The organism is Streptomyces sp. WZ-12, assembly GCF_028898845.1.
Lineage (GTDB): Bacteria > Actinomycetota > Actinomycetes > Streptomycetales > Streptomycetaceae > Streptomyces.
The window spans coordinates 2,780,936-2,807,874 of the sequence record NZ_CP118574.1 but is presented as its reverse complement, the minus strand read 5'-3'; the positions used below and the strand labels follow the sequence as shown (position 1 = coordinate 2,807,874).

General features: G+C 73.6%; 20 protein-coding genes and 4 pseudogenes. 9 read left to right on the top strand and 15 right to left on the bottom strand.

What is annotated here, in order from left to right; genetic code table 11:
• Positions 1–107: 107 nt before the first annotated feature.
• Positions 108–4,911: pseudogene (locus PV796_RS11680) on the bottom strand (ATP-dependent helicase).
• A gap of 134 nt (positions 4,912–5,045) precedes the next feature.
• Here PV796_RS11680 and PV796_RS11675 point away from each other — a divergent pair.
• The 3 genes and pseudogenes from PV796_RS11675 (at position 5,046) to PV796_RS11665 (ending at position 7,115) form a co-directional block, all read left to right on the top strand.
• Positions 5,046–5,927, top strand: a complete 882-nt coding sequence (locus tag PV796_RS11675) for an AraC family transcriptional regulator (protein WP_274912884.1) — start codon at positions 5,046–5,048, stop codon at positions 5,925–5,927.
• A 60-nt stretch (positions 5,928–5,987) separates the two neighbouring features.
• Positions 5,988–6,809 (top strand): AzlC family ABC transporter permease, encoded by an 822-nt coding sequence (locus PV796_RS11670; protein WP_446750587.1) that lies wholly within the window; start codon positions 5,988–5,990, stop codon positions 6,807–6,809.
• A pseudogene (locus tag PV796_RS11665) lies at positions 6,806–7,115 on the top strand (AzlD domain-containing protein). The gene PV796_RS11670 and the pseudogene PV796_RS11665 overlap by 4 nt, the downstream one beginning before the upstream one ends.
• 40 nt (positions 7,116–7,155) lie before the next feature.
• On the opposite strand, the gene PV796_RS11660 reads toward PV796_RS11665, so the two are convergent.
• Positions 7,156–8,079: a hypothetical protein gene (locus tag PV796_RS11660; protein WP_274912883.1), complete on the bottom strand. Its 924-nt coding sequence runs from the start codon at positions 8,077–8,079 to the stop codon at positions 7,156–7,158.
• Positions 8,080–8,627: 548 nt separating this feature from the next.
• Between PV796_RS11660 and PV796_RS11655 the strand changes: the two genes are divergently transcribed.
• Positions 8,628–10,049 carry a hypothetical protein gene (locus tag PV796_RS11655; protein WP_274912882.1) on the top strand — a complete coding sequence of 474 codons (1,422 nt, stop codon included), beginning with the start codon at positions 8,628–8,630 and terminating at the stop codon, positions 10,047–10,049.
• 666 nt (positions 10,050–10,715) lie between these two features.
• On the opposite strand, the pseudogene PV796_RS42050 reads toward PV796_RS11655, so the two are convergent.
• The 3 genes and pseudogenes from PV796_RS42050 to PV796_RS11640 all read right to left on the bottom strand — a co-directional run.
• A pseudogene (locus PV796_RS42050) lies at positions 10,716–11,273 on the bottom strand (TerD family protein); the annotation flags it as partial.
• A gap of 191 nt (positions 11,274–11,464) precedes the next feature.
• Positions 11,465–12,133, bottom strand: a complete 669-nt coding sequence (locus PV796_RS11645; protein WP_274912880.1) for a lytic transglycosylase domain-containing protein — start codon at positions 12,131–12,133, stop codon at positions 11,465–11,467.
• Positions 12,134–12,206: 73 nt separating this feature from the next.
• Positions 12,207–12,785 carry a TerD family protein gene (locus PV796_RS11640; RefSeq protein WP_274912879.1) on the bottom strand — a complete coding sequence of 193 codons (579 nt, stop codon included), beginning with the start codon at positions 12,783–12,785 and terminating at the stop codon, positions 12,207–12,209.
• Between the two features lie 159 nt (positions 12,786–12,944).
• Between PV796_RS11640 and PV796_RS11635 the strand changes: the two genes are divergently transcribed.
• Complete coding sequence (locus PV796_RS11635; protein WP_274912878.1) at positions 12,945–13,361, top strand: sec-independent translocase; 417 nt, start codon at positions 12,945–12,947, stop codon at positions 13,359–13,361.
• Between the two features lie 26 nt (positions 13,362–13,387).
• Here PV796_RS11635 and PV796_RS11630 read toward each other — a convergent pair whose 3' ends face one another.
• The 3 genes from PV796_RS11630 to PV796_RS11620 form a co-directional block, all read right to left on the bottom strand.
• Entirely contained in the window at positions 13,388–13,729 is a 342-nt protein-coding gene (locus PV796_RS11630; RefSeq protein ID WP_274918981.1) for an ArsR/SmtB family transcription factor, read from the bottom strand.
• Positions 13,730–13,911: 182 nt separating this feature from the next.
• Positions 13,912–15,564: an LCP family protein gene (locus PV796_RS11625; protein ID WP_274912877.1), complete on the bottom strand. Its 1,653-nt coding sequence runs from the start codon at positions 15,562–15,564 to the stop codon at positions 13,912–13,914.
• Positions 15,557–16,126: a DUF6542 domain-containing protein gene (locus tag PV796_RS11620; RefSeq protein WP_274912876.1), complete on the bottom strand. Its 570-nt coding sequence runs from the start codon at positions 16,124–16,126 to the stop codon at positions 15,557–15,559. Before PV796_RS11620 ends, PV796_RS11625 begins: the two co-directional genes overlap by 8 nt.
• A 391-nt stretch (positions 16,127–16,517) precedes the next feature.
• On the opposite strand from PV796_RS11620, the gene PV796_RS11615 reads away from it, so the two are divergent.
• From PV796_RS11615 to recX, 4 genes are all read left to right on the top strand, one after another.
• Complete coding sequence (locus PV796_RS11615; protein ID WP_274912875.1) at positions 16,518–16,712, top strand: DUF3046 domain-containing protein; 195 nt, start codon at positions 16,518–16,520, stop codon at positions 16,710–16,712.
• A 135-nt stretch (positions 16,713–16,847) separates the two neighbouring features.
• Positions 16,848–18,083 carry an AI-2E family transporter gene (locus PV796_RS11610; RefSeq protein ID WP_274918980.1) on the top strand — a complete coding sequence of 412 codons (1,236 nt, stop codon included), beginning with the start codon at positions 16,848–16,850 and terminating at the stop codon, positions 18,081–18,083.
• A 220-nt stretch (positions 18,084–18,303) separates the two neighbouring features.
• A complete protein-coding gene (recA, locus tag PV796_RS11605; protein WP_274912874.1) occupies positions 18,304–19,422 on the top strand; it encodes a recombinase RecA in 1,119 nt (372 codons plus the stop codon).
• Between the two features lie 6 nt (positions 19,423–19,428).
• Complete coding sequence (recX, locus tag PV796_RS11600; RefSeq protein WP_274912873.1) at positions 19,429–20,100, top strand: recombination regulator RecX; 672 nt, start codon at positions 19,429–19,431, stop codon at positions 20,098–20,100.
• A gap of 662 nt (positions 20,101–20,762) precedes the next feature.
• Here the strand turns inward: recX and PV796_RS11595 are convergent.
• The 7 genes and pseudogenes from PV796_RS11595 to PV796_RS11570 form a co-directional block, all read right to left on the bottom strand.
• A complete protein-coding gene (locus PV796_RS11595; RefSeq protein ID WP_274912872.1) occupies positions 20,763–21,167 on the bottom strand; it encodes a rhodanese-like domain-containing protein in 405 nt (134 codons plus the stop codon).
• A complete protein-coding gene (locus tag PV796_RS11590) occupies positions 21,167–21,706 on the bottom strand; it encodes a cysteine dioxygenase (RefSeq protein WP_274912871.1) in 540 nt (179 codons plus the stop codon). Before PV796_RS11590 ends, PV796_RS11595 begins: the two co-directional genes overlap by 1 nt.
• Before the next feature lie 97 nt (positions 21,707–21,803).
• On the bottom strand, positions 21,804–21,890 hold the full coding sequence (locus PV796_RS42045) for a putative leader peptide (protein WP_342456959.1): 87 nt from the start codon (positions 21,888–21,890) through the stop codon (positions 21,804–21,806).
• A 391-nt stretch (positions 21,891–22,281) separates the two neighbouring features.
• A pseudogene (locus tag PV796_RS11585) lies at positions 22,282–24,000 on the bottom strand (FAD-dependent monooxygenase); the annotation flags it as partial.
• Positions 24,001–24,185: 185 nt separating this feature from the next.
• The gene (locus PV796_RS11580) at positions 24,186–25,121 is read right to left on the bottom strand and encodes an amino acid ABC transporter permease (protein ID WP_274912870.1); all 936 of its coding nucleotides are present in this window, start codon (positions 25,119–25,121) and stop codon (positions 24,186–24,188) included.
• A gap of 88 nt (positions 25,122–25,209) precedes the next feature.
• Positions 25,210–25,857, bottom strand: a complete 648-nt coding sequence (locus PV796_RS11575; protein WP_274912869.1) for an amino acid ABC transporter permease — start codon at positions 25,855–25,857, stop codon at positions 25,210–25,212.
• Positions 25,858–26,014: 157 nt separating this feature from the next.
• Entirely contained in the window at positions 26,015–26,926 is a 912-nt protein-coding gene (locus tag PV796_RS11570; protein WP_274912868.1) for a glutamate ABC transporter substrate-binding protein, read from the bottom strand.
• Between the last annotated feature and the right edge of the window lie 13 nt (positions 26,927–26,939).

The following is a 26,939-nucleotide window of genomic DNA, read 5'->3' as shown; positions in this document are numbered from 1 at the left end:
ATCATGCACCGGCGGGCGACCGGGTGGGCGGTCCTCCTCGTCGCTCGCCCGCCGCCCCTCAACGACAGGCTCCGCCTGGCCCCTTCCGGCCCCGGCCGCCGGCCGGATCAGCCGCGCAGTCGCAGCCCCCGGGGCGTCGGGTGGAAGCCCGCGGCTTCCAGGACGGGGGCGTAGGGGGAGGTGAGGGCGGCGGTGCCGTTGATGCGCTCGGTGGTGAGGGTGCCGACGGCGCCGGCCCGGGCCGCGTCGGTGAGGGCCTCGACGGCGGATCTCAGACGGGGGTCGGCGGTGGCCTCGGCCGGGTCGGGGCTCAGCGGCCACAACAGCAGGGTCTTGCCGCCGCGCTCCAGATAGAGCGCCAACTCGCCGTCGACCAGGACCACCAGGGAGCCGGCCTTGCGCCCCGGTTTGTGGGTGGCCCCCTCGGGCGGCTCGGGCCAGGACAGGGCGGCGCCGTACGCATTGGCCGGATCGGCGGCGGCGAGGACCAGGGCGCGCGGGCCGCCGCGGCGGGACCGCCCCGGGGTGCCGTCCGGGAACGGGGCGTCGGTGCCGCGCTCCCGTTGGGCGCTGATCGCCCGCAGCCGGTCCACCGCGCCGTCCATCGCGAACTGGGCCGCGCCCAGGCCCTCGACGACATAGCCGCGGCGGGCCTGGCCGGACTCCTCGAAGACGGACAGGACGCGGTACGCGGCGGAGAAGCCGCCGACGACCCCCTCGGCGGCGACCGCGCCGCGGGTGACGATGCCGTGCCGGTCCAGGAGCGTACGGGCCAGGGCGTGGGCGCGGTGGGTGGGGTCCGGCTCGGGGGCGGGGAGCAGGGACCAGCGGCCGCCGACCGTCGGCGGGCCGGAGCGGGAGGCGGTGGGGCGGGCGGCCGCGGTCAGCGTGCCGTATCTGCCCCGGGGGACGGCGCGGCGGGCGCGGTGGGCCGTGGAGCCGGCGGTGCGGCCGGAGCCCAGCAGGGCGCGCAGCGGGGCGAGGGTGTCGTTGGTGAGCCGGCCGGACCAGGCCAGATCCCAGACGGCGTCGGCGAGTTGCGGATCGGTGGCGTCCGGGTGGGTGGTGGCGCGGACCTGGTCGGCGATCTGGCGGAAGAACAGGCCGTAACCGGGGGCGAGGGCGGTGAGCACCGACTCGTGCAGCGCGGTCAGCTCCAGGGGGAGCGGGGGCGGGAGCAACAGGGGCGCGGCGTCGGCGAGATGGAGGGAGAGCCAGCCGTCCTTGCCGGGCAGCGCGCCGGCGCCGGCCCACAACACCTCGCCGGTGGCGGTGAGTTCGTCCAACAGGGCCGGGGTGTAGCCGCCGACCCGGGACGGCAGGATCAGCCTCTCCAGGGCGGAGGCCGGCACCGGCGCGCCCTGGAGCTGCTCGACGGCGCGGACCAGGCCGTCGAGGCCGCGCAGCCCGGACGAGGCGGCGGGGGGCGCCGACGTGCTGCCACTGGGGGAGGAACGCGGCCAGCGCGGCGGGCGGCACCGGCTCCAACTCCTCGCGCAGCGCGGCCAGCGAGCGGCGGCGCAGCCGGCGCAGCACCTGGGCGTCGCACCATTCCTGGCCGATGCCGTGGAGGGGGGCAGCGCTTTGCGCTTCCAGGGAGGGGTGGTGGGCGACGGGTGGGCGGAACTCGCCCTGGACGAGACGGCCGGCGGCGGTCAGGCGCTGCAGGGCGCCGTCGGTGACGGCGGTGCCGAGGCCGAAGCGGGCGGCGGCCTGCTCGGAGGTGAACGGGCCGTGGGTGCGGGCATATCGGGACAACAGATCGCCCAGCGGGTCCTTGACCGGTTCGGTGAACGACTCGGGGACGCCGACCGGGAGGGCGGTGCCCAGGGCGTCCCGGAGCCGGCCGGCGTCCTCGACGGCCGCCCAGTGCTCGACGCCGGCGATCCGCACCCGGATGGCGCGCCGGGCCGCCGCGAGCTCGGCGGGCCAGGCCGGGTCGGCGCCGCGCTCGACCAACTCGGCGTCGGTCAGCGGCCCCAGCAGCCGCAGCAGGTCGGCGACGCCCTCGGCGTCCTTGACGCGGCGGTCCTCGGTGCGCCACTGGAGCTCGCGCTCCAACTCCGCCAGCACCTCCGCGTCCAGCAGCTCGCGCAGCTCGGCCTGGCCCAACAGCTCGGCCAGCAGCCGGGAATCCAGAGACAGCGCGGCGGCGCGGCGCTCGGCCAACGGGGAGTCGCCCTCGTAGAGGAACTGGGCGACGTACCCGAAGAGCAGCGAACGGGCGAACGGGGACGGCTCGGGCGTCGTGACCTCCACCAGGCGGACCCGGCGGGCCTCGATGTCGGCCATCAGCTCCGTCAGGCCCGGGACGTCGAAGACGTCCTGGAGGCACTCGCGGACCGCCTCCAACACGATCGGGAACGAGCCGAACTCGCTCGCCACCTGGAGGAGTTGGGCGGCGCGCTGGCGCTGCTGCCACAGCGGGGTGCGCTTGCCGGGGCTGCGGCGGGGCAGCAACAGGGCGCGCGCCGCGCACTCCCGGAAGCGCGAGGCGAACAGGGCGGAGCCGCCGACCTGGTCCGTCACGAGCTGATCGACCTCACCGTGGTCGAAGACCACGTCGGTGGCGCCCACCGGGGACTGCTCGGGGTCGTACTCGGCGCGGTCGGCGGCGCCGAAGCCGCCGTCGCCGTCGAGGAGGTCCAGGCCCATCAGGTCGGCGTCCGGCAGCCGCAGCACGATGCCGTCGTCGGCGTGCATCACCTGGGCGTCCAGGCCGTAGCGCTCGGTGAGCCGGGCGCCCAGGGCCAGCGCCCAGGGGGCGTGCACCTGCGCGCCGAACGGGGAGTGGATGACGATCCGCCAGTCGCCCAGTTCGTCCCGGAAGCGCTCGACGACGATGGTGCGGTCGTCCGGGACGTGGCCGCAGGACTGGCGCTGCTCGGCGAGATAGCACAGGACGTTGGAGACCGCCAGGTCGTCGAGGCCGGCGGCGGCCAGCCGGGCGCGGGCGTCCTCGGGGGACAGCGAACCGACCTCCCGGAGGAACGCGCCCAGCGCGCGGCCCAGTTCGAGCGGGCGGCCGAGCTGGTCGCCCTTCCAGAACGGCAGCCGGCCCGGCACCCCGGGGGCGGGGGTGACCAGCACCCGGTCGCGGGTGATGTCCTCGATGCGCCAGGACGTCGTGCCCAGGGTGAAGACGTCGCCGACGCGGGACTCGTAGACCATCTCCTCGTCGAGCTCGCCCACCCGTCTCCCGCCACCGCCCCGAGTGGAGGCGCTTCGCGCAGCAGTGTCCGATGGTCTCCCGCCACCGCCCCGAGTGGAGCTCTCGCCGGCCAGGAAGACACCGAACAGGCCGCGGTCGGGGATCGTGCCGCCGGAGGTGACGGCCAGCCGCTGGGCGCCGGGGCGGCCGGTGACGGTCTGGGCGACGCGGTCCCAGACCAGGCGCGGGCGCAACTCCGCGAAGGCGTCGGACGGATAGCGGCCGGCGAGCATGTCCAGCACGGCGGTGAACGCGGACTCCGGGAGCGCGGCGAACGGGGCCGCCCGGCGGACCAGCGCCAGCAGCTCCTCGACGTCCCAGGTGTCCATCGCGGTCATCGCGACGAGCTGTTGGGCCAGCACGTCCAGCGGATTGGCGGGCACCCGCAGCGCCTCGATGGCGCCCGACCGCATCCGCTCGGTGACCACCGCGGCCTGCACCAGATCGCCGCGGTACTTGGGGAAGACGATGCCCTTGGACACCGCGCCGACCTGGTGGCCGGCCCGGCCCACCCGTTGGAGCCCGGAGGCCACCGACGGCGGCGACTCCACCTGGACGACCAGATCGACCGCGCCCATGTCGATGCCCAACTCCAGGCTGGACGTGGCGACCACGGCCGGCAGCCGGCCGGCCTTGAGGTCCTCCTCCACCAGGGCGCGCTGCTCCTTGGAGACCGAGCCGTGATGGGCGCGGGCCAGCAGCGGGGGCGCGCCCCGGGCGGCGCCTGCCTCGGCCATCAGCTCGGCGGGGGAGTGGTGCTCGGGCAGCGGCTCGCCGACCGCGCGCTCGTAGGCGATCTCGTTGAGGCGGTTGCACAACCGCTCGGCGAGGCGGCGGGAGTTGGCGAAGACGATGGTGGAGCGGTGGGCCTGGACGAGGTCGGCGATCCGCTCCTCGACCTGTGGCCAGATGGACGGCTTCTCGCCCGTCTCGCCCTCCTGGACGGGGGCGCTGCCGAGCTCCCCCATGTCCTCGACCGGGACGACCACGGAGAGGTCGAACCGCTTGCCGGACGGCGGCTGGACGATCTCCACCCGGCGCCGCGGCGAGAGATAGCGGGCCACCTCCTCCACCGGGCGGACCGTCGCGGACAGCCCGATCCGGCGCGCCGGCCGCTCCAAGAGCTCATCGAGCCGCTCCAGGGAGAGCGCCAGGTGCGCCCCGCGCTTGGTGCCGGCGACCGCGTGCACCTCGTCCAGGATGACCGTCTCGACGCCGGCCAGCGCCTCCCGGGCCGAGGACGTCAGCATCAGGAACAGCGACTCGGGGGTGGTGATGAGGATGTCCGGCGGGCGGTTGGCCAGGGCACGGCGCTCGGCGGGCGGGGTGTCCCCGGAGCGGATGCCGACCCGGATGTCGGGCTCCGGCAGCCCCAGGCGGACCGACTCCTGCCGGATGCCGGTCAGCGGGCTGCGCAGATTCCGCTCGACGTCGACCGCGAGGGCCTTCAGCGGCGAGACGTACAGCACCCGGCAGCGCTTCTTCGGCTCGGCCGGCGGCGGGGCGCTGGCCAGCGCGTCGAGCGACGCCAGGAAGGCCGCCAGCGTCTTGCCGGAGCCCGTCGGCGCCACCACCAGGACGTCGGACCCCTCGCCGATCGCCCGCCAGGCGCCCTCCTGCGCGGCGGTGGGCGCGCTGAACGCCCCGGCGAACCAACCGCGGGTCGCGGGCGAGAACGAATCGAGCGCTGCCTGGGTCATGTTCCCCATCGTGCACCGGACCACTGACAATCCGGTCGGGAGCGGCCGCCGGGCCGGGCCGCGGACCCGCCCGTGGGCGTCCACGGTGCGGAACGCCCCGCCGGCCGGCCGCCCGGCGGACGCACAATGCGGCCATGGGCATGATCGGCGCGGGCGGGGCGCAGACGGCGCCGCGGGCCGGTGGCGAGTGGGCGCGCCACTGGCGGTGCCCCGACCTGCCCGGCCTGGACCTGCTGCGGGCCCGCTACGTGCGCCACTCCTTCCCCCGCCACGCCCATGACGGCTACGTCATCTGCGCGGTCACCTCCGGGGTCGAGGCGGTCGGCCTGCGGGGCGGCGTGGTGCGGGCCGGGCGCGGCGGCATCGTGATGATCAACCCCGAGGTGCCGCACACCGCGTGGGCCGGCGCCCCCGAGGGCTGGGCCTACGCCACGCTCTACCCGTCGACGGAGCTGGTGGCCGGCATCGCCCGGGAGACCTCCGGGCTGCGGGGCACCGCCGGCTTCGTCCGGACCGTCGCCGACGAGCTCGGCGTCGGCCGGCTGATCGCCGGCGTCCACCGGGCCGCCGAGGCGGGCAACGCGCTGGCCGCCGACAGCCTGCTGCGGATCGTCGTGGCCCGGTTGCTGCGCGGCCACGGGGGTCCGCTGCCGCTCCGGGCACCGCGCACGGCGGGCGCCTTCACGGCGGCGCGGGCCCGCGCGGTCCTGGAGGAGCGGATGGCCGAACCGCCCACCTTGGAGGAGCTCGCCGGTGAGTTGGGCACCGGCCCGTTCGCGCTGCTGCGGGCCTTCCGGGCCGCCTACGGCATGCCGCCGCACGCCTGGCTCACCGACGCCCGGGTGCGGCGCGCCCGCCGGCTGCTGGAGGCCGGCACCCCGCCCGCCGAGACGGCCGTGGCGGTGGGCTTCACCGATCAGCCGCACCTGAACCGGCACTTCACCCGGATCGTCGGGGTGCCTCCGGGCGCGTACCGCCGGGAACGGAGGCGCGGCGAAGCCGACACCGGGACGTGACGGCGCGGGGCGCAAGAACGTACAAGACCGCGGGGGCGGCCGGCTCCTAGGGTCCGGCGCGTGACAGATCACCCAGAACCCGTAGGGCCGACCGGGACATCCGAGTCGGGCGAGATATCCGTTGGGCGGCCCGATCGCGCCGTCATCAGGGACGCGTTGGGCGTCGGCGTCGCGGTCGGGCTCTCCGGCTTCGCCTTCGGCATCACCTCCGCCGGCGCCGGGCTCGGCATCTGGCAGAGCTGCGCCCTGAGCCTCCTGGTCTTCACCGGCGCCTCGCAGTTCGCCCTGGTGGGCGCGCTCGCCGCGGGCGCCGGCCCGTTGACCGCCGCGGCCGGCGCCTTCTTCCTCGGCGTCCGCAACGCCTTCTACGGGCTGCGGCTCTCCGCCGTCCTCGGTTACCGGGGCGCGGTCCGGCCGCTGGTCGCCCACTGGGTCATCGACGAGACCGCCGCCGTCACCCTGGCCCAACCCGGCCGGCGCAGCGCCCGGTTGGGCTTCACCGTCACCGGGGCGTCGCTGTACGTCCTGTGGAACCTCACCACCCTCGGCGGTGCGATGGGGGCCCGGGCGCTCGGTGACACCACCGCCTGGGGCCTGGACGCGGCCGCGCCCGCGGTCTTCGTGGGGCTGCTGGCGCCGATGCTGCGGTCGGTGGTGGAGCGGTGCGCGGCCGGTCTCGCCGTCCTGCTGCTCCTGGTGACGCTGCCGGTGCTGCCGGCTGGTGTACCGGTGCTGTTGGCGGCGCTCGCCGCGCCCGCCGTCCTCGCCGTCCAGGGATGGACGCGGCGCACGCCCGCACCTGAGGGGGCGTCAACCGAGGTGCCGGCCCCACGGGAGCGGACCGGCGCGGACCGCGGCACCACGGGGGAGGGCCGGTCATGACCGTCTGGATCGCGATCGGCGTCACCGCCGTCGGCTGCTACCTGGTCAAGTTCCTCGGCCTCTCGGCGCCCGCCGGCGTCCTGGAACGCCCCCTGGTCAAGCGGCTGGCCGGGCTGCTCCCGGTGGCGCTGCTGGCCGCGCTCACCGCCCAAGCAGACCTTCAGCGACGGCCGGCACCTGATGCTGGACGCCAGGGCCGCCGGCGTCGCCGCCGCGGTCGTCGCCCTCCTGCTGCGCGCCCCGTTCCTGGCGATCGTGGCGGTCGCGGTGGCCGTCACCGCGGGGGTGCGGGCCCTGGGTGGGTGATCGCGCGGGCGGCCGCCACCGGGGCGTCCGCCCGCCGGCGTCAGCCCAGCGGCCGCCCGTAGGCCCGGAGGGTGCGCAGCACGTTGAGCGTCACCATCGGGCGGCTCTCCAACTCCGTGCCGGGCGCCCAGAGTCGCCAGGTAACGGGCCAGCCGCCGTCCTCCCCCTGGAGCGCGGACAGGTGGGCGAGGGCCCGGTCCATCTCCTGGTCGGTGAACCAGCCGCGGGCCAGTGAACGGGGCACCGCGGCGAAGTCGTAGGCGAAGTGGTGCTCCCCCGGGGCGTAGCCCTGCGGCACCGGGGCCTCGGCCGCCCGCGCCGGGTCCAGCACCACCAGGCCCTGCTCCCGCACCAGTCGGCCCAGCCGCTGGGCCGCGGCGGCCGCCCGGGGCCGGTCCGGGGCGCCGTCCAGGAAGGCCACCGCCGCGATGGCCTCGTAGGGATGGGTCTTCTCCAGGGACTCCACGGTCGCCCAGCAGTAGTCCGTGGCCCGGAACAGCCAGGCGTGCCATACCTGGTTGCGGTGCAGCCGCCCCACCACCGGGCCGGTCGCCAGCAGCGAGCTCGGCGGGTCCTCCACCACCGGGATCCAGGGCGCGGCCGGATAGCCGCGCAGCGAGGGGTGCACCGCGGGCAGCGCGCCGTCCGGGGTCGAGATCCGCGTCAGGTAACGGCAGATCCGCTCCACCCGGCGGCCGTCGCACCGCCCGATGCGGTCCAGGACCTCCAACGCGTGCGCGGTGTGCAGCGGTTGGCTGACGGGGCCGCGCAGATCGGGTTCCAGGGCGTGGCCGTAGCCGTCGTCGTCGTTGCGGTACGCGGTGAGCGCGGTCTCGACCGGGTCCGCGCCGCCGTCGAGGAAGTGGTACGCGAAGAGCCGCTGCTCCAGCACCCGGGCGGTCAGCCAGACGAAGCGCTCGGCACGCGCCAGAGGGGTCGCTGGGGGGCTTACGTTTTCGGCCATGGCCCGACCGTAGGGGCCAAATCCCCCGCCGGCACGGGCTCGCCGTCCGCTGCCCTCCCAGGGCGGGATCTTGGAGGCACCCGGTTGACGCGCCCCTCGTGGGAGCGCGGGGCGTCTCCAAGGGTGGGACGGGGATTGCGGGTTCGCGGCGCGCGTGCTGCAATTCCGCGCGTGATGGGTCAACTCCCGCTCCACCGACGCCTGTTCCTGGACCTCGCGCGGCTCGCGTCCGCGGGGTGTCGTCCCGTGGCCCGCTGACCCTGCCCCACGCGTCCCGGGCGTCACTCGCCCAGGACGGCCGGGAGGCCCCGTCCGGCCGCCGCGCCACCGTGCGGACCGGTCGCCCCGGGGATACCGAGAGATCCCCGAACCGCTCTCCCCGGGACAGCGTCAAGAGACCGCCCCGGTAGGGAGGTCTCTCCGTGCCCGCCCGTAATGCCGGCCCCCTCCGGCCGTGCGCCCCGCGTGTGCGCCGTCCCGCCTGCGCACCCCCGCGCGCCCGAACCCCGGTGCGCGCCCGCCCCGTTCCCGCATCCTGGAGCCGATCCATGCCCCCTCGTAGCACTCGCGCCCGCGCCCTCGCGCTCGCCGCCGCCCTGACCGCCGTCCTCGGCACGGCGGGCCCCGCGCGGGCCGCGGCCCCGCCCGTCAACCCCCACCTCGCCGCCGGCGGGGCCGGGGCCATGCACGGCGATTCCGCCTCCTCCGACACCACGCCCCGCGGCGGCCCGGGGACCGGCCGGACGGTCAGCCACCGCACCGCGCTCCAGGCCGCCTGCCCGACCGTGCTGGCGGGCTCGGACGGCCTCCCGGTGGCCGTCTGCACCGGGATCTTCGACCGGGCGCCGCACGTCCACCTCCTCGACCCGGCGACGGGCGCCTCGCTGACCGAGCTGACGCTGACCAAGTCCGGTGTCCTGGGCGGCATCTACAGCTATCTGGACGACCGCGACCGGCTCGTGGTCGTCGACGGCTCCGGCGACCTGCTGCGGATCGCCCACGCCCGGACCGCGGGCGGGAAGTGGGAGCTGAAGGTCGTCGAGCGGACGCCGCTGACCGCCGCCGTGCGGGCCGGGGACGGCGTGGTCGGGCTCGCCCCGGACTGGCGGGGCCGGGTGTGGTTCGCCACCGGGCACGGCCTCGTCGGCACGGTGGACACCGCGACCAAGGCGGTGCGGACGGTGGACCTCGGGGAAGGGGTGGCCAACTCGATCTCCACCGCGCCCGAGGGCACCGCGGTCGCCACCGACCACGCCCTGTACCTGCTGCGCGCCGGCGCGGACGGCGCGCCACGGGTGGTGTGGCGGCGGGCCTATGACCGCGGGCCGGCCCGCAACCCGGGGCAGCTCAGCCACGGAACGGGGGCGACCCCGACGTTCTTCGGGCCGCGCACCGGCTCCGAATACCTGGCGATCACCGACAACGCCGCCCCTCAGGAGAACCTGATCGTGGTCTCCACCGAGGACGACCGCACGGTGTGCCGGATACCGGTCCTCGACCCCAACGGGAGCGGCACCGAGAACTCGCCCATAGGGGCCGGCAACAGCGTCTACGTGGCCAGCACCTACGGCTATCCGTACCCGGCGGTGCCGGACGGCGCGGGCCCCGCCCAGCCCGCGAGCGCGCCGTTCACCGGGGGCCTCACCCGGATCGACGTCAACCGGAACGGCCGCGGCTGTGGCGTCCGTTGGGAGGCCCCGATCCGCTCGGCCGCCGTGCCCAAGCTGTCGCTCGCCGACGGCACGCTCTACACCGTGGAGCGCACCGGGGTCCTCGACCCGGCGCGGACCGGCATCCTGGACCGCTACGACTTCCTCGCCGTGGACGCCCGGACGGGCCGGGTGACGAGCCGTCGCCACCTGGGCACCGGCTTCCTCTTCGACACGCTCCAGATGGCCGGCAACGCCACCGCCGGCCGGGTGTGGTGGCAGGGCACCGTCACCGGGGTGGTGCGGATCGCGCCCGAGTGAGCCGGAACGCGCCGGCGCCCGGCCGCCCCGAACGGGACGGCCGGGCGCCGGCAGTTCACGCCGGGCGGCGGCTCACTCGTAGTCGTCGCCCTCGTAGTAGTTGTTGACGACGACCTCGGGCTCGTCGTCGCTGAACGCCTCGTTCAGCAGCGCACCGCCGACCAGGCCCGCGGCGCCGGCACCGATCAGCGCGCCGGTGCCGAAGCGCCGGCCGCCGCCCTGCTGGTGGTCGGGCTGCTGCGGGTAGCCCTGCTGCGGGTAACCGCCCTGCGCCTGCTGGGGGTAGCCGGCCTGGACCTGCTGCGGATAGCCGGCCTGGGCCGGGGTGTAGAACGGCGGGGTGGTGGTCTGCACCCGCTGCGCGCAGCCGCCGCAGGTCTGGACCTGGCGCGGCACACCCCACTGCGGGGACCACATCACGGGCGTCATCCCGGGGCCGTGGCTGGGGTCGAAGAAGCAGGTCATGTCGGAACTTCCTGTCGTGTGCGGTGATGTGGTGGGGGCGAAGCCCGATCCGGCCGGCTCCACCCCGGCGGCGGCCGCCGCGGCCAGCGGCGCCGCCGCTGCCACGGGGGCCACCGGTGGGGCGGAGGGACCGGTGGGCGCTGTGGGGGCAGGCGGCGCGGACGGCGCCGGGGCGGCCGCGGGGGCCGGCTCCGGGCGCAGCACGTCGACGCCGTAGTCCTGCGCGATGCCGGCGAGCCCGGAGGCGTAACCCTGGCCGATCGCGCGGAACTTCCAGTCCGTGCCGTGGCGGTACAGCTCGCCGAAGACCATCGCGGTCTCGGTGGCGGCCTGGCCGGCGAGGTCGAAGCGGGCCAGCTCGGCGCCGCTGGTCTGGTCGACCACGCGGATGTAGGCGCTGGTCAACTGGCCGAAATTCTGCCGGCGCTGCTCGGGTTCGTAGATCGAGACCGGGAAGACGATCTTGCTGACCTCGGGCGGGACCGTGGCGAGGTCCACCTCGATCTGCTCGTTGTCCTCGCCGGTGGGGCGGCTGCCGGAGTGCCGCACCGCGCCGTCGGGGCTGGTGAGGTTGTTGAAGAAGACGAAGTGCTGGTCGGAGAGGACCTTGCCGGACTCGCCGCACAGCAGCGCGCTGGCGTCCAGGTCGTGGCCGGCCCCGGCTCCCACCTGCCAGCCCAGCCCCACCCTGACGGCGGTCAGACCTGGGGCCTGTTTGCTGAGCGACACGTTGCCGCCCTTGGTCAGGGCCACGCCCATGAGCTTTCCTCCAAAACGTTCCCGGCTTGCGGCGTCCGTCGGCTACAACGCCAAGGAAATCGGCAAGGTTCCCTGTCTTGCGCAATGCCTGAAGTATCCGACTGATCGGCCGTCAAAACGGCACCGGCACCGGGTACTGACGCCATCCTGTCGCCGTTCTGTCGCCGCGTGTCGGTCTCGTCACCGCCTCGTCACCGGGCGATGTCCCGTTTGGCCGCGGCCCAGTTCGTGTGCAGTCGGTCCAGGTAGGACTGCGCCTGGGTGCCGGGCGCGATGCCGCGGGCGAAGGCGAGCATGTTGCCGGCGCCCGCGTTGTAGCCCAGCGCCAGCAGCTCGTCGCGCGAGTGCCCGGCGGGCCAGTGCGCGGGCAGTTGGCGGTCCAGGTCGTGCAGGTACCAGGCGGCCGCCTCGACGGCGAGGTTGCGGTCATCGGGCAGCTCCTCCCACTTCCGGGCGGCGAAGTCCCGGCCGCGCTTGACCTCGTCGAAGGCGGCCCGGTGCATGTTGGCGACGCCGAACGCGGCATCGGGCTTGTAGCGCTGCCAGGCCCGCTCCAGCGCCGGATCGTGCGGTTTGTACGCCTCGTTGTGGAGGATCGCCATGAGGAGCTGGGGGCGGACGCCGGCCGCTGCCGCGTACTTGCGCACCGCGGCGGCGCAGTCGACCGGCTCGTACGCCCCGTCGGGCCGCGCGGTCGTGGCGCCGCTATCGGGCGACGCGGACGGTGTGGCGTCCTGGGTGGCGGAGGGGCGTGGTGCGGCGTCCGGAGCGGGGGTGCGGCCCGTGTGCGCCACCGCCCAGAGGGCCAGGGCGGCGCCCGGAAGGGCCAACCACCGCCACCGCACCCGGGATCCAGCCATGCTCCGCTCCCTCCGGCGCGCGCCGTCCCGGTGCCGGACGGACGTCCTCCCGGCCCGTTGGCCGCTGCGCCGCTCAGCCTACGTTGACCCCGAAGTCCTGGGCGATGCCGCGCAGCCCGGAGGCGTAACCCTGGCCTATGGCGCGGAACTTCCACTCCGTGCCGTGGCGGTAGAGCTCACCGAAGACCATGGCGGTCTCCGTGGAGGCGTCCTCGGTGAGGTCGTAACGGGCGATCTCCCGGCCGTCGGCCTGGTTGACCACCCGGATGAAGGCGTTGCGTACCTGGCCGAAGCTCTGGCCGCGCTGCTCCGCCTCGTAGATGGAGACCGGGAAGACGACCTTGGTGACCTGGGGCGGGACGCTGGTGAGATCGATCTGTATCTGCTCGTCGTCGCCGTGGCTGCCGCCGGTGAGGTTGTCGCCGGAGTGGACCACGGAACCGTCGGGGCTGGTGAGGTTGTTGAAGAAGACGAAGTGCTGGTCGGAGACGACCTTTCCGGACTGTGCGCACAGCAGGGCCGAGGCGTCCAGGTCGTAGTCGGCGCCGGTGGTGGTGCGCACGGCCCATCCCAGACCGATCGTCACCGAGCTGAGGCCCGGGGCCTCCTTGCTGAGCGAGACGTTGCCGCCCTTGGCCAGGGTCACACCCATGAAAAACCCTCCAGCAGTCCTGAAAAACCTGTCTGTGTCGTCGCCCTGGAGAACGCGCGGAGCCCCGGCTTGGTTCCATGATTGCGCAATCTCTAAAATGTCCACCGTGGCGCCTACGGTGGCGCGACGGTGCACCGACGACCCATAGGGAGCGGCGGGATGTTCTTCGGTATCAGTACCCCCGACCTCCTCGTCATCGCGGTGCTCGCTGTGCTGCTCTTCGGGCCGGACAAGCTGCCGGAGTTCGTCCGCAGCGCCACCGCCCTGCTGCGCAAGGTGCGGGACTTCTCCGAGCAGGCGAAGGCGGACGTGCGCGCCGAACTCGGCCCGGATTTCAAGGACTTCGAGTTCGAGGACCTGCACCCGCGGACCTTCGTCCGCAAACAGTTGCTCGGCAACGACGACCTGGGGATCGGCGAGCTCCGCGACGGCATCGGCGAGATCCGGGACGCACTGGACCCGGGGCGGGAGACGCCGGCCCCCCGGGAGCCGCAGACCCCGGTCGACCTCCACAAGCGGGCCACGACCGACGGCCCCTCACCAGAGCGCCCGCCGTTCGACGCCGACGCCACCTGACGGGGCGCCGGGCGCCGGCCGGTGCCTCAGCCGCCCAGACGGCGCAGCGGTGCCGGTGTCGGTGTCGGGGGTGCGTTGCGGGCGGCGAGTTGGGTGACGAGGGTGCGCATCACGGTGACGGTTTCGGGGTCGTCGACGAAGTAGACGACGCGGCGGCCTTCGCGGCGGGAGCGGACCAGGCCGGCCAGTTTGAGTTTGGAGAGGTGTTGGCTGATGGCGGGTAGGGCTCCGCCGACCCGTTCGGCCAGGCCGCTGACGTCGCTCTCTCCTTGGGCCAGTGCCCAGACGATGTGCAGTCTGGGGGGCGAGGCCAGCAGGCCGAACACTCCGGCCGCCTCGGCCAGCACCTCGGCGGACGGGTCGGCCATCGCACCCGTCCTCTTGCCCGCGCCCTCGACGCTCTTCACCACTGCGGCACTCCCCGTTGCTGGCCCCGGACGGCTCAGTTTAGGCGGCGTGCCCTCGGCCCGTACGGCCGCCGGTGCGGGTGGGACCCCGGAGGCGACCGGGGTGTGCGGGGCCGTCGACTCCACCGGCGGCCCCGCGGGCGTCAGTTGACGCAGGGGATGCCGCCCTCCTTGACGGAGTCGCCGGCGAAGGCGTTGTCCGACGGGGCGGACGAGGGAGAGCTGCTCGATGCGGGCTCGTCCGCGGGCTTCGGGGCGTTCGCCCCGGCGGCGGGCGGGGCCGTGAAGTCGGCGCCGAGGATGACCTGGACGCGTCCGGCGGGCACCGAGGCCGAGGAGACCGGCGTCGCGGTGTGCAGGCGGTCGGCGATCTGCTGGGCCGCCTCCTGGGCGCCGGACCCGTAGAGGACCGTGGTCCGCTGCCGGGGCGCGGCATTGCCCGTGGTGCCCGCGGTGTAGCCGAGGCCGGCCAGTGCCTTGAGCTCCTCGGCCGCCGCCCCCTTCTTCGTCCCGCCCGACCCGTTGAGCACGTCCACGGTGGCCGGGGCGGCCTTCGTGGACGGCGACGGTGCGCCGCTGTCCGAACCGTCCCCGGAACCGGACTTCTCGCCGATCATCGACTGCACGATGGACCGGATCTTCGCCTCGTCCACGAGGTTGACCGACTCCCGGTTACGGGTGGCGAAGCCGGCGATCGGCAAGGTGTGGAACACCACGTTCCCGCCGGTCAGGTTGGTGGCCTGCTGCGCGAAGTCCAGGACGTCGAACTTGCTGTCGATGACCAGGTCCTTCTTCACCACGTCGAACAGCCCCTGGAGCTTGCCCAGGTCCGTGAAGACGCCCTGGCTCTTGAGCTTGTGGGTCACCGAGGAGATGAACGCCTGCTGGCGGTGGGTCCGGTCCAGGTCACCGCCCTCCAGGCCGTGCCGCTGCCGGACGAAGGCGAGCGCCTGCTTGGGGTCGAGCTGCTGGTGGCCCGCCGGGAAGTCCGCTCCCGAATAGTGGTCCTTGACCGGGTGCTTGAGACAGACCTCGATGGGCTGGAGCACCTTGGCGATGTCGTAGAAGCCCAGCAGGTTGACCTCGGCGAAGTGGTCGATCGGCACCTGGAGGAAGTTCTGCACGGTGGCCAGCGTCGCCTCGCGGCCGGCCTCCCGGCTCCGGCTCTCCAGGTCGGCACCCTTGACCCCTTGGGCGGAGAACTTGTTGTGGGCGGTCGTGTAGGCGTTGGCGTACGCCTCCTTGACCTTGAAGTGCCCCTGGGAGCTGCCGTCCCCGTTGAACGTCTGCACATAGTCGTCGCGCGGGATGGAGAACGCGGTGACCTTCCCGCCGTCCGCCGGAATGTGCATCAGGATCAGGGTGTTGGTGTTGTAGTACCCGATGTCGCTGGAACCGGCGTGCAGTTGGTCCTTGACGAACTCCCGCGGCAGGTCGTTGCCGTTCATGTCCTTGCGCGAATCCAGGCCGATCAGCAGCAGATTGACGGAGTTGTCCAGGTGCTTGGGCGCGTTCTTGCCGCCGATCGCGTTGAGCGCGTCGGAGGTGTTCAGCCCGCTGCTCACCCAGTTGTACGCCGCCCAGGACACCCCACTGGCCAGGAGGACCAGTGCCGAGGAGAGGGCCAGCGCGGTCCGTCCGGCGACGACCAACGGGGAGCGCCGCCGGCCGCCGCGCCCGTTCGCCGGGCGGCGGCGCGCGGCCCGACCGCCCGAGCCCCCGGGCTCCGGGTCGTCCGGCCCGTAGGCGTCCGCTCCGTACGGACTCCGCCCGTAGGGGCTCCGCTCGTCATGCACCGCTGTTCCTCCTGCTCCGCTTCCGGCCGCCGTGCTGGCCGGCCCGTACGCCCCGTATTGCCAGCACTACGATCAGCACCGCCTCGGCCGCCGCCATGGCCGGGAAGCCGTCCACGGCCCACCGCACCGCGGCCGTCGTCAGGCCCTTGCTCCCGACGGTGGTGGTGCCCGCCACCTGCTCGCACACTACGGTGATCACCGCCGCGGCCAACGGGGGCGCGGATATCAGCCACCAGGCGCCGGCCCGGGTGCAGGACTTCGCCGCCAGCGCCGCACCGAGTGCCGCGGCCACCGCGAACCCCCAGCCCGGTCGCCCGGCGAGTGCCGTCTCCAGCGCGGCGCCCACGGCCGCCACCGCCAGCGCTACCAGGGTGGCCCGGACCGCACGGTGTCCGTCGCCCGCCCGGGAGCGTGACCCGACCCGGCCGGGAGCCGGCCCGGTGTCGATTCCCGGCCGATGGTCTCCTCGGCGTCGGGGGCCCGGCACCCGGCGTGAGGCCGGTGCCGCATCCCGCGCCAGGTCGTCGTACCCGTTATGGGCATCGGTGCGCTGACCTGTCATTCGCATCCTTCGGACAGCCGGACCGGCGTGGCGGTCTCGGGGCATCCTGCGCGCGGCAGGAGAGGGTGGTTCCGGCCAGGAAGACGACGGATACGCCGAGCCGGTTTCACATTTGACTGCTTGATTGCGCAATCTAGCAAGTGTGACGAGGTTGTTTGGACCGGCCTCGGGGGGTGTGCCGCGGGCCCCGAGGAGGGGGACGGCCCGATCCGGAGGCGCCGTCGAGCACGGGTCGCGGACCCCTGGAGTGTCCTCCTGCACAGGCCGTCACTGGCCTTCTGTGCGGCGCCGGCGGTATGAAGGGGGCTGGGCTCAGAAGTCTCCCGACTGCTCGTACGGGGTGGCGGAAGCCGGGAAGCGTACAGGCCAACGTGGGTGCGAGGCGGGAATCATGCGGTTGACGGTGTTCTGGGAGCGGATGGCGGACCACTTCGGGTCGTCCTATGCCGACTCGTTCGCCCGCGATCACGTGATGGCGGAGCTCGGCGGTCGCACTGTCCACGAGGCGCTGGCGGCCGGCTGGAGCGCCAAAGAGGTGTGGCGGGTGGTCTGCGCGGTCATGGAGGTGCCGCAGAACAAGCGGTGAGCTGGTCGGGGCCGGTTGTCGGTGCGGTGCGCGACACTTGGCAGCGTGCGCGTGACAGACGAGATCAACGGCCACGACGGCCCCCGCCCCGACGATCCGCCGCGGGACCGGTCCGGCGACCGGCGTGAGGCGCGGATGCCGCGGTGGCTGCCGCGCGCCATGGTGCTCGCGCTCGCCCTGGTGGCCTGCTTCCAGCTCGCCACGTGGGGCTTCCACCAGTTGATCAGTCTGTTGCTGAACGTGCTCATCGCGTTCTTCCTGGCGCTGGCCATCGAGCCGGCCGTCGACTGGATGGCCGGCCGCGGCATGCGGCGCGGGCTCGCCACCGCCCTGGTCTTCCTCGTGATCGTCGTCGCCTCGGTCGGCTTCGTCACACTGCTGGGATCCATGCTGGCCGGCCAGATAGCCACCATGGTCGAGGAGCTCCCGCAGTACCTGGACTCCGTCATCAGCTGGATCAACAACACCTTCCACACCCACCTCTCCCGGGTGCAGGTGCAGAACAACCTGCTGAATTCGGACTGGCTCCAGAGGTACGTCCAGGACAGCGCCAACAACGTCCTGGCCATCTCCGCACAGGTGTTGGGCGGGCTGTTCAACCTCCTCACGATCGCGCTGTTCTCCTTCTACTTCGCCGCCGACGGCCCCCGGCTGCGGCGGGCGCTGTGCTCGGTGCTGCCGCCCCGGCGGCAGGCGGAGGTGCTGCGCGCCTGGGAGATCGCGGTCGCCAAGACCGGCGGGTACCTCTACTCCCGCGGCCTGATGGCGCTGATATCCGGGGTGGGGCACTACGTCCTGCTGGAGATCCTGGGCGTGCCCTACGCGCCGGCGCTCGGCATGTGGGTCGGGCTGATCTCGCAGTTCGTCCCGACGATCGGCACGTACCTCGCCGGGGCGCTGCCCATCCTGATCGCGTTCACCGTCGATCCCTGGTACGCGCTCTGGGTCTTCGGCTTCGTCGTGGTCTACCAGCAGTTCGAGAACTACCTCCTCCAGCCCCGGATCACCGCCAAGACCGTGGACATCCATCCCGCCGTCGCCTTCGGCTCGGTGATCGCCGGCACGGCGCTGATGGGTGCGGTCGGCGCGCTGATCGCGATACCGGCGACCGCGACGTTGCAGGCGTTCCTGGGCGCGTACATCAAGCGGTACGAGGTCACGCCCGACCCGCGGGGCCGCCTGCGGGCGCGGGGGCGGAGTGGGGCGTCGGACGGGGATGCCGGCGGGGGCGCTGGCGAGGGTGCCGAGCCGGCCGAGGGTCGGGAGTCGGAGAGCGGTGTGCCGGCCGGCGAGCGTGACGATGAACGAAGCGATGGACGGGGCGGCGAGCGGGACGGTGTGCCGAGCGGGGTGCGGGGCGGCGCGGCGTGACTGCCGGGGCCGCTGACGCGGTGCGCGGCCCGCTTGACACCAAAATCGAACATCCATTCTCATGAGGGGTCCGGCCGCCTGACGCGGCTCCGGCCCGCGGAAATCCCGGGCCGTCCGCGGAGTTATCCACAGGTCGGAGCCGGGTCCGGGCGCATTGTCAGTGGCAGGGGTTAGCGTCATGGACGTGAAGCGATCGACTCAAGCAAACCGGGTGGAACCCATGGCAGGCACCGACCGCGAGAAGGCGCTGGACGCCGCACTCGCACAGATTGAACGGCAATTCGGCAAGGGCGCGGTCATGCGCATGGGCGAGCGGTCGAGGGAGCCCATCGAGATCATCCCGACCGGCTCGACCGCCCTCGACGTCGCGCTCGGCGTCGGCGGCCTGCCGCGCGGCCGGGTCGTGGAGATCTACGGACCGGAGTCCTCCGGTAAGACCACGCTGACCCTGCACGCGGTGGCGAACGCCCAGAAGGCCGGCGGCCAGGTCGCGTTCGTGGACGCCGAGCACGCCCTCGACCCCGAGTACGCGAAGAAGCTCGGCGTCGACATCGACAACCTCATCCTGTCCCAGCCGGACAACGGCGAGCAGGCCCTGGAGATCGTGGACATGCTGGTCCGCTCCGGGGCCCTGGACCTCATCGTGATCGACTCTGTGGCCGCCCTGGTGCCGCGGGCCGAGATCGAGGGTGAGATGGGCGACTCGCACGTCGGCCTCCAGGCCCGCCTGATGAGCCAGGCCCTGCGGAAGATCACCAGCGCGCTCAACCAGTCCAAGACCACCGCGATCTTCATCAACCAGCTCCGCGAGAAGATCGGCGTGATGTTCGGCTCCCCGGAGACCACGACCGGTGGCCGCGCGCTGAAGTTCTACGCCTCGGTCCGGATCGACATCCGTCGGATCGAGACCCTCAAGGACGGCACGGAGGCGGTCGGCAACCGCACCCGCTGCAAGGTCGTCAAGAACAAGGTCGCGCCGCCCTTCAAGCAGGCCGAGTTCGACATCCTCTACGGCCAGGGCATCAGCCGCGAGGGCGGCCTGATCGACATGGGCGTCGACCACGGCTTCATCCGCAAGTCCGGCGCCTGGTACACCTACGAGGGCGACCAGCTCGGCCAGGGCAAGGAGAACGCCCGCAACTTCCTCAAGGACAACCCCGATCTCGCCAATGAGGTCGAGAAGAAGATCAAGGAGAAGCTGGGCATCGGCGTGAAGCCGGTGGAGATCGCGGCGGAGCCCGGCGCGGACGCCGCCGGCCCGGCGGAGGCGCCGGCCAAGGCCGCACCTGCGGCGGCCAAGAGCGCCAAGGGCTCCAAGGCCGCGGCGGCCAAGAGCTGACGCGCCATGACACGGCGAACGGAATGGCCGGACAGCGCCGACTTCGGCGACGCTGCCGGCGACGCCGAGAACCGTAGCGGCCGTCGGAAGCGCGGCGCCGGCCATGAGGACGGCGCCGCATCCGGGGACGGCGGTGGTTCCCTCCCGTCGAGGGCCGGGTCGGGACCGCCGCGCACGCCCGAGGAGCAGGCGCGGGCGATCTGCCTGCGCCTGCTCACCGGGAATCCGCGCACCCGCAGGCAGTTGGCGGACGCCCTGCGGGAGCGGGGCATCCCCGACGAGGCCGCGGAGGAGGTGCTGGCCCGCTTCGAGGACGTCGGCCTGATCGACGACGCGGCGTTCGCCGATGCCTGGGTGGAGTCCCGGCACCACGGCCGGGGCCTGGCCCGCCGCGCCCTGGCCCGGGAGCTCCGCACCAAGGGCGTCGACTCCGCCCTGATCGACCAGGCCGTCGGCCGCCTCGACGCGGAGCAGGAGGAGGTCACCGCCCGCGAGTTGGTCGACCGCAAGCTGCGTGCGACCCGCGGCCTGGACCGCGACAAGCGGCTCCGCCGGCTGGCCGGGATGCTGGCCCGCAAGGGCTACCCGGAGGGCCTCGCCCTCCGCGTCGTCCGCCAGGCCCTGGAGGAAGAGGGCGAGGATCCGGACCTTCTGGACCACCATCTCCCGGACGCCTGAACGGGGTTGGGCGACCGGGAGCGGGAAGGGCCGGAAGCGGGAACAGTCGGGAGGGAGACGGCGGGGATGGGGAAGATGAGCGGTTGGGCGCCGGTGGATGCCTGCGCCACCGGGTGGGGATATCGACAGTCGGCGGCGTCGGCTACCACTGAACTGCCTTGATTCGGGGGCTGCTTCGGTCCGGCGTGCGGTCAGTCGAGCGGGCGTCGTTTCCCGCGGCGTGTTGGTACACGGCGGCCACGGGCACACGCCGGTCTTACCCACGCCAGCCGTACGGGTCCGCGGCCGCCGCCCTGCGGGCCGGAACGCCCGGATGGCAACGCCCAGTTCGGTGGCGGGGGAGCGCGCGTGGCGCTTCAGTGGCGGTGGTGGGGTGTGGCGTCGGCTGGGTGCCGCACCGTGGCGGTCGTGCCGCCCGTCCACGGCGGGTCGTGAACCGGCGCACGGCACGGGGCGCTGCGGCAGCGCGCCGCGTCGCAGTCAACCGAGTTGGATCGAGCGGCGGGGAGCGGCCGAGGGGCGCGCCAGCTCGCGTGGCGCGTCGGATGACGCAACTCCTCGGCCCGCCAACTACCCCCGTTCCGCTGGCTCTTCAGCGCATCGGCTCCCCGCTCCGGTCCGCTGCCTCTCCGGCTCGCCAGCCCATCCGGCCCGTCGACTGCTCAGCCGTTCAACTCCTCGCCGATGGGCGGGGGTTCGACCGGTAGGCCGGATCGACGCCAGGACTGGAAGCCGCCGATCAGGTCCGTTGCGCGGTGGAGGCCCAGGTCGTGGAGGGAGACCGCGGCGAGGCTGGAGGCGTAGCCCTCGTTGCAGATCACCACGACGGGGAGGTCGTGGTCGGTCGCCTCGGGGGCGCGGTGCGCACCCGTCGGGTCGAGCCGCCACTCCAGCTCGTTGCGCTCGACGATCAGCGCCCCCGGGATGGTGCCGTCGCGTTCGCGCAGCTCCGCGTAGCGGATGTCCACGAGCAACCCGCCGGCCTCCCGGAGCGCCGCGGCCTGCGCGGGGTCCACCCGGGTCAGCTTTCGTCGGGCCCGGGCCAGCAGTTCGTCGACGGCGCTCATCACCACTCCTCGGGGCGTTCGATCTCTTCCAGCCGCAGCACCGGTCCGTTGCGGCTGTACCGCCGCATCAGCGGCAGCGGCGGGTAGTAGGCGTGGACGGAGACGGCGTGGGTGTCGGGGGAGAGGTTGAGGACCTGGTGGACGTGGTGCGGGCCGAACGCCCGGCCGCGGCCGCCGCTGAGCCGGCGCTCGCGGTCGACGCCGTCGGCGAGTTCCAGGGTCTTCCAGCCCTCGGTGGGGATCGCGGCGGCGAGCGACTGCTCGGTCAACTCCCCGGCCGCCGCGGCGAAGGCGCCGCGCGAGCCGCCGTGGTCGTGCCACCCGGTGCCGGTGCCGGGCGGCCAGCCGATCAGCCAGGCTTCGCTGCTGCCCGGTCCGTCCAGCCGGATCCAGGTGCGGCCCTCCGGATCGAGCGGGAGCGAGGCGATCAGCGCGCGGTCGGCGGCGGTACGGCGGACGAAGTCGAGGAGTTGGGCGGCGCTGGGGCCGCCGTCTTGGGCCCGGGCGGGCGGGCGCGCGGGGGTCTGTACGTCGGGCACGGAAACCGTCCTGAGTGATCGTGAGGGGCGCGGGCGCCGGGACTCGGGCGCGGCCGCGCGGGGAACGCCGCCGCGACGACGGCCGCGGCGGGCGGGATCAACAGGACGGACGACACATGCAGCCCGCGTAGCGGACCAGGTCCAGATGGACCCTCCGCCAGAATCGCGAGCCGTGATCAGTCATCTTCGGAGTGAAGCACGGAGCTTCCCGGAGGGTCAACCGGTGGGGTGGGGTCCGAGGGGGCCACCGTCGGGCTCGGCGTCGGCCCGGTCAACAGGCGTGGAACGGGAGCCCCTACCGCTTCCGACGCGGAGCCACCGGAGCCACCGGAGCCATCGGAGTCGGCAGAGCCACCGGAACCGTCGGAGCCCCCGTCCCCGTTTCCGTCCCCGTCGGAGTCGTCCCCACCGTCGGAGTCCTCGGGGTCATCGCGATCACCGGAAGGCTCGCGGTCGCCGGCCCCACCCCCAGGCGTCGGGACGCCCCCGGTCTTCGGGATGCCCCCGGCATTCGTGACACCCCCATCGCCCCCCTCGGCAAGACGCTGCCGTGCGTCGCCCGCGCCGTCGGGCTGTCGTGCCGCCCCGTCCGCGCCCGTGCCGCGTTGCGCCGAGCCCGACGGCCCCCCGCGGACCGCGTCCGCGCAGGTGGCCAGCGCGTCCGGGCGGACGCCGGACAGCGCCGCGACCAGATGACCGTCCGGCCGCACCACCAGCAAGGTGTGCGCGGCGGCGCCCGGGTACCCCTCGGTGACCAGGATCTCGGCGCGCATCGGCAGGGCGGCGACCGCGTCCGTCAGACGCGGCATCAGCCCGGCCGACTGCCAGTGCCGGCGGTCCCAGACGCCGGTGCCGGGCGCCACCAGCACCACCAACAGCCCCCGCCCGAGCCGGTCGCGCAGCCGCACCGAGGAGCCGTCGGCGGCGGTCACCGGCACGTTCGTCACCGGGGCTCCCGGGGCGGTGCCGACCGCCGTTTCGCCGGGCAGTCCCGTCGGCGCCGCCAACGGGGTGTGCGGATAGCTCGGGGCCGCGCCGAGCGGGCCGCGGCCCAGGTGGCCGTCGGTCAGCAGGGTGCTGCGGCCGCGCGCCGCGCCCGGCAGCACCGTCCGCCAGCGCACCGCGCCGCCGTCCCGCAGCAGCGGCAGCGCCGAGTCCGCGGACCGCAGCCGGGCGGCGACCGCGCCCCGGCGCTCGACCTGGTAACTGTCCAACAGGGCGTCGGTGGCGCCGTGGTGCCAGGCCAGGCCCAGCTTCCAGGCGAGGTTCTCGGCGTCCCGCAGGCCCTCGTCCAGGCCCTGGGTGCCCAACGCGCCCAGCAGATGGGCGGCGTCGCCGGCGAGGAAGGTGCGGCCCTGCCGCCAGGTGCGGGCCAGCCGGTGGTGGACGGTGTGCACGCCGGTGTCGAGGAGTTCGTAGGGCGGGACGAGGCCGCCGTGCCCGCGCCCGTCCGCCGCGGTCTCGTCGCCGGGCGCGTCCGCGTCCGCCGCCCAACCGGCCAACGAGTCACGGATCCGGGCCACCAGCGCGTCCGGGGTCACCAGTTCGCGGCCCGGGGGCAGCAGCCAGTCGAGCCGCCAGATCCCGCCGGGCAGCGGGCGGGCGGAGACCTCGCTGACCCGCCCGCCGCCGTGCCGGGCCGGCGAGCGGTGCAGCAACGCCTCGCCGGGCCAGGGGAGTTCGGTGCGCAGCGAGGCCACCGCGTGGCGTTCCACGGCGGTGCGGCCCGGGAAGCGGACGTCCAGCAGCTTGCGGACGGTGGACCGCGGACCGTCGCAGCCGACCAGGTAACTCCCGCGCCACCACGTCCCGTTGGTGCCGCGGGTCTGCGCGCTGACGCCCTTCGCGTCCTGCTCGACGGCGGCCAGCCGGCTCCCGGTGACGACCTGGGCGAGCGGTTCGGTGGTCAGCGCGGCGCGCAGCGCGCGGGCCAGCGCGTGTTGGGGGAGGTGCATCGGGGGCGCGCCGGTGGCGCCCCCGTCCCGGTCCGCGCCGTCCGTGCCGTGCGCGCCCCCGGGGCCGTCGGTGGCGAAGACGACGCGTTCCAGCAGCCGGCGGCGGCGCATGGTGCGCCACGCCGACCAGCGGGCGCCGGCGCCGGCCAAGGTGTCCGCGCAGCCGAGTCGGGCGGCGAACGCCGCGGTGTCCGGGCGGAGCACGACGGTGCGGGCGGGCCGGGACTCCTCCCGGCCGTCGGTCTCGTCGAGGACGACGACGGGCACCGCGTGCCGGGTCAGCGCGACGGCGAGGGCGAGACCGACCGGGCCGGCCCCGACGACGATCACCGGCTCCACGGGGCGGCTCCCTGGATCCGGCGGTACGTACGGGACGTGCGGGAACTGGCAGAGGGAGGCCGGTGCGTGATCACACAGCGTATGCAACCCATTGCGGCCGCCGCCGTCAAGTGACGGAGGCGGTGGCGCCGTTGCCACCGCTTCCGGACGGTCCGTCGTCGGCCGGCGTGCGACCGGGCGGCCCGTCAGCCCTTGGTGTCCGCCGGCGCCTCCGGGACCGGGGCGGCGGACTCCGTGGCGTCCGCGGCCGTCACCGGCTCGGCGGCCGCGGCCACCGCGATGCCGGTGCGGGCCCGGCGCCCACGCCGCTCGATCCAGTGGGCCAGGGCGGACAGCGCCAGGCACATCGCCACGTAGATGCTGCCGATGACGATGATCACCGGGATGTAGGTGTCGTTCCCGTTGACGATGATGTTGGTGCTCATCAGCCGTGCGGTGTAGAGGAGTTCCTCGAAGGTGATGATGTAGCCGAGCGAGGTGTCCTTGAGGGTCACCACGAGCTGGCTGATGATCGTCGGCAGCATCGCCCGGACCGCCTGCGGGAGCAGCACGGTGATCATGACCTGCGTCTTGCTCATGCCGAGCGCGTACGCGGCCTCCCGTTGGCCCGTGGGCACGGAGTTGATTCCGGCCCGCAACACCTCGGCCTGCACCGCACCGTTGTAGATCGTCAGCCCCGCGACCAGCGCCCAGAACTGCGGCTGGCTGCCGGTGAGGCCCAGCGCGTCACGGTTGGTGAGCAGCACGACCCACAGCGCGTAGATCGTGATCAGCAGCGGGACGGCGCGGAACAGTTCGACGAAGCCGGTGGCCAGCCAGCGGACCGGCTTGTGGTCGGAGAGCCGGGCCACCGCCAGCAGCAGGCCCAGCAGGAGCGACAGCACCGCCGCCACCGCGAAGACCTGAAGGGTCGTCAGGACGCCGTCGCGGATGCTGGCGCGCACCCCGGCGTAGTTGAAGATCTGCCAGACGGCCGGGTCGAGTTGGCCCTTGGAGTTCAGCCGCAGGACCGCGAAGACCAGCAGTCCCACCACCGCCAGCGCGCCGATGACGCTGTAGACGCGGTTGCGGGCTCGCGCCCTCGGCCCCGGCACGTCGTAGAGAACGCTGGCGCCACTCATGCCCTTACCTCGCTTCGTCCCGTCCCGCCGGCGCGCGGCGACGGCGCCCGTCCGTGGGTGTCGTTCCTGGTGTTGCGGCCGCCGGAGCTCATCGGGCGACCTCCAACCGGCGCTCCAGCAGCCGGAACAGGCCGCTGACCGCGAAGGTGATGACGAGGTAGGCGAGCGCCGTCCACAGGAAGATCCAGGCGATCGCGTAGCCCTTGTCGTTGAGCAGCTTGGAGACGTTGAACAGCTCGCCGTAGCCGAACGCCCCGGCGATCGCGGAGTTCTTGGTGAGCGCGATGATGATGCTGCTCAGCGGCGCGATCACGGTGCGGGTCGCCTGCGGGAGCACGACCATGCGCAGCGTCTGGGCGAAGGTCATGCCGAGGCTGCGGGCCGCCTCCGCCTGCCCCAGCGGCACGGTGCCGATGCCGGACCGCACCGCCTCGCACACGAAGGAGGAGGTGTAGAAGCCGAGCGCCAACGTGCCCAGGACGTAGGGGCTGGCGCCCTGGAAGAGGATCTGCGGGACGACGAAGAAGGCGACCAGGAAGAGCAGCGTCAGCGGCGTGTTGCGCAGCACCGTCACCCACGCCGTGCCGAAGGCGCGCAGCGGCGGGACCGGAGAGACCCGGAAACCGGCGATGAGCACGCCGAGCGCCAGCGCGAGCAGCGCGGCGGACGCGGTGATCGCCAGGGTTCCCAGGAACCCGTCCCGGAACTCGGGCAGATAGTCGAGGAGTACGTTCATGGGGTCTCCGCGGTAGCGGTCGGGTCGGCGGCGGGCGGCGGCGGGGGACTACGGGGCACCGCCTCGCGGGGAGAGCGGGGCGCGCGAGGGCAGCGCGCCCCGTACACCCGTCGCGGCGGGCGTACGGGGCGGCGCGGTGCGGTGCGTGTGCGGGCCGTCAGTAGCGCGGCAGCGGCATGTCCGGGGCGACGTAGGGGGAGCCGGACTTGCCGAGCGTGCCCTCGTACGCCTTCTTGTAGTCGCCGTTCTTGATGTGGTTCTCCAGCGCGGTGGTGATGGCGGCGCGCAGCGCCTTGTCGTCCTTGTTAAGGCCGACGCCGTAGGGCTCCTTGGTGAACGGCTTGCCCACCACCCGCAGCTTGTCGGGGCGTTGGGCGGCGTAGCCCTTGAGGATCGCGTCGTCGGTGGTGACCGCGTCGACCGAGCCGTCCAGCAGGTTCTTCACGCAGTCCGAGTACTTCGACATCTCGGTGGTCACCGCGCCGTACTTGGGCTTCTTGATCTCCTGGAGCGGAGTGGAGCCGACGATCGAGCAGACCTTCTTGCCCTTGAGGGCGTCGGGCCCGGTGATGTCCTTGTCGTCCTTGCGCACCAACAGGTCGGCGCCGGCGGTGTAATACGGGCCCGCGAAGCTGACCTGCTTCTTGCGCTCGTCGTTGATGGTGTACGTGCCGACGTAGTAGTCGACCTGGCCCTTGGAGATGGTGGTCTCGCGGACGTTGGAGTCGATGGTGTTGAACTTGATCTGCTTCTCGGAGAAGCCCAGGTCGGCGGCGATCATCTTGGCGATCTCGATGTCGAAGCCGGAGTACTTGTTGGTCGCCGGGTCCTTGAAGCCGAGGAACGGCTGGTCGGCCTTGACGCCGATGGCGATCTGGCCGGCCTTCTTGGCCTTCTTGAACGTCGGCGAATCGACGTTGACGCCCTGGGCGACCTTGTAGGTGCCGCTGTAGACGTCGGAGCCGGCCTGCTTGTCGCCGGCCGTGCCCGACTGGCCCCCGCACGCGGTCGCCGTCGCCGCCAGTGCGAGCACCGCCGCACCCGCGGCGGCCGTCTTACGCATCCTCATGGTGAACATCCCT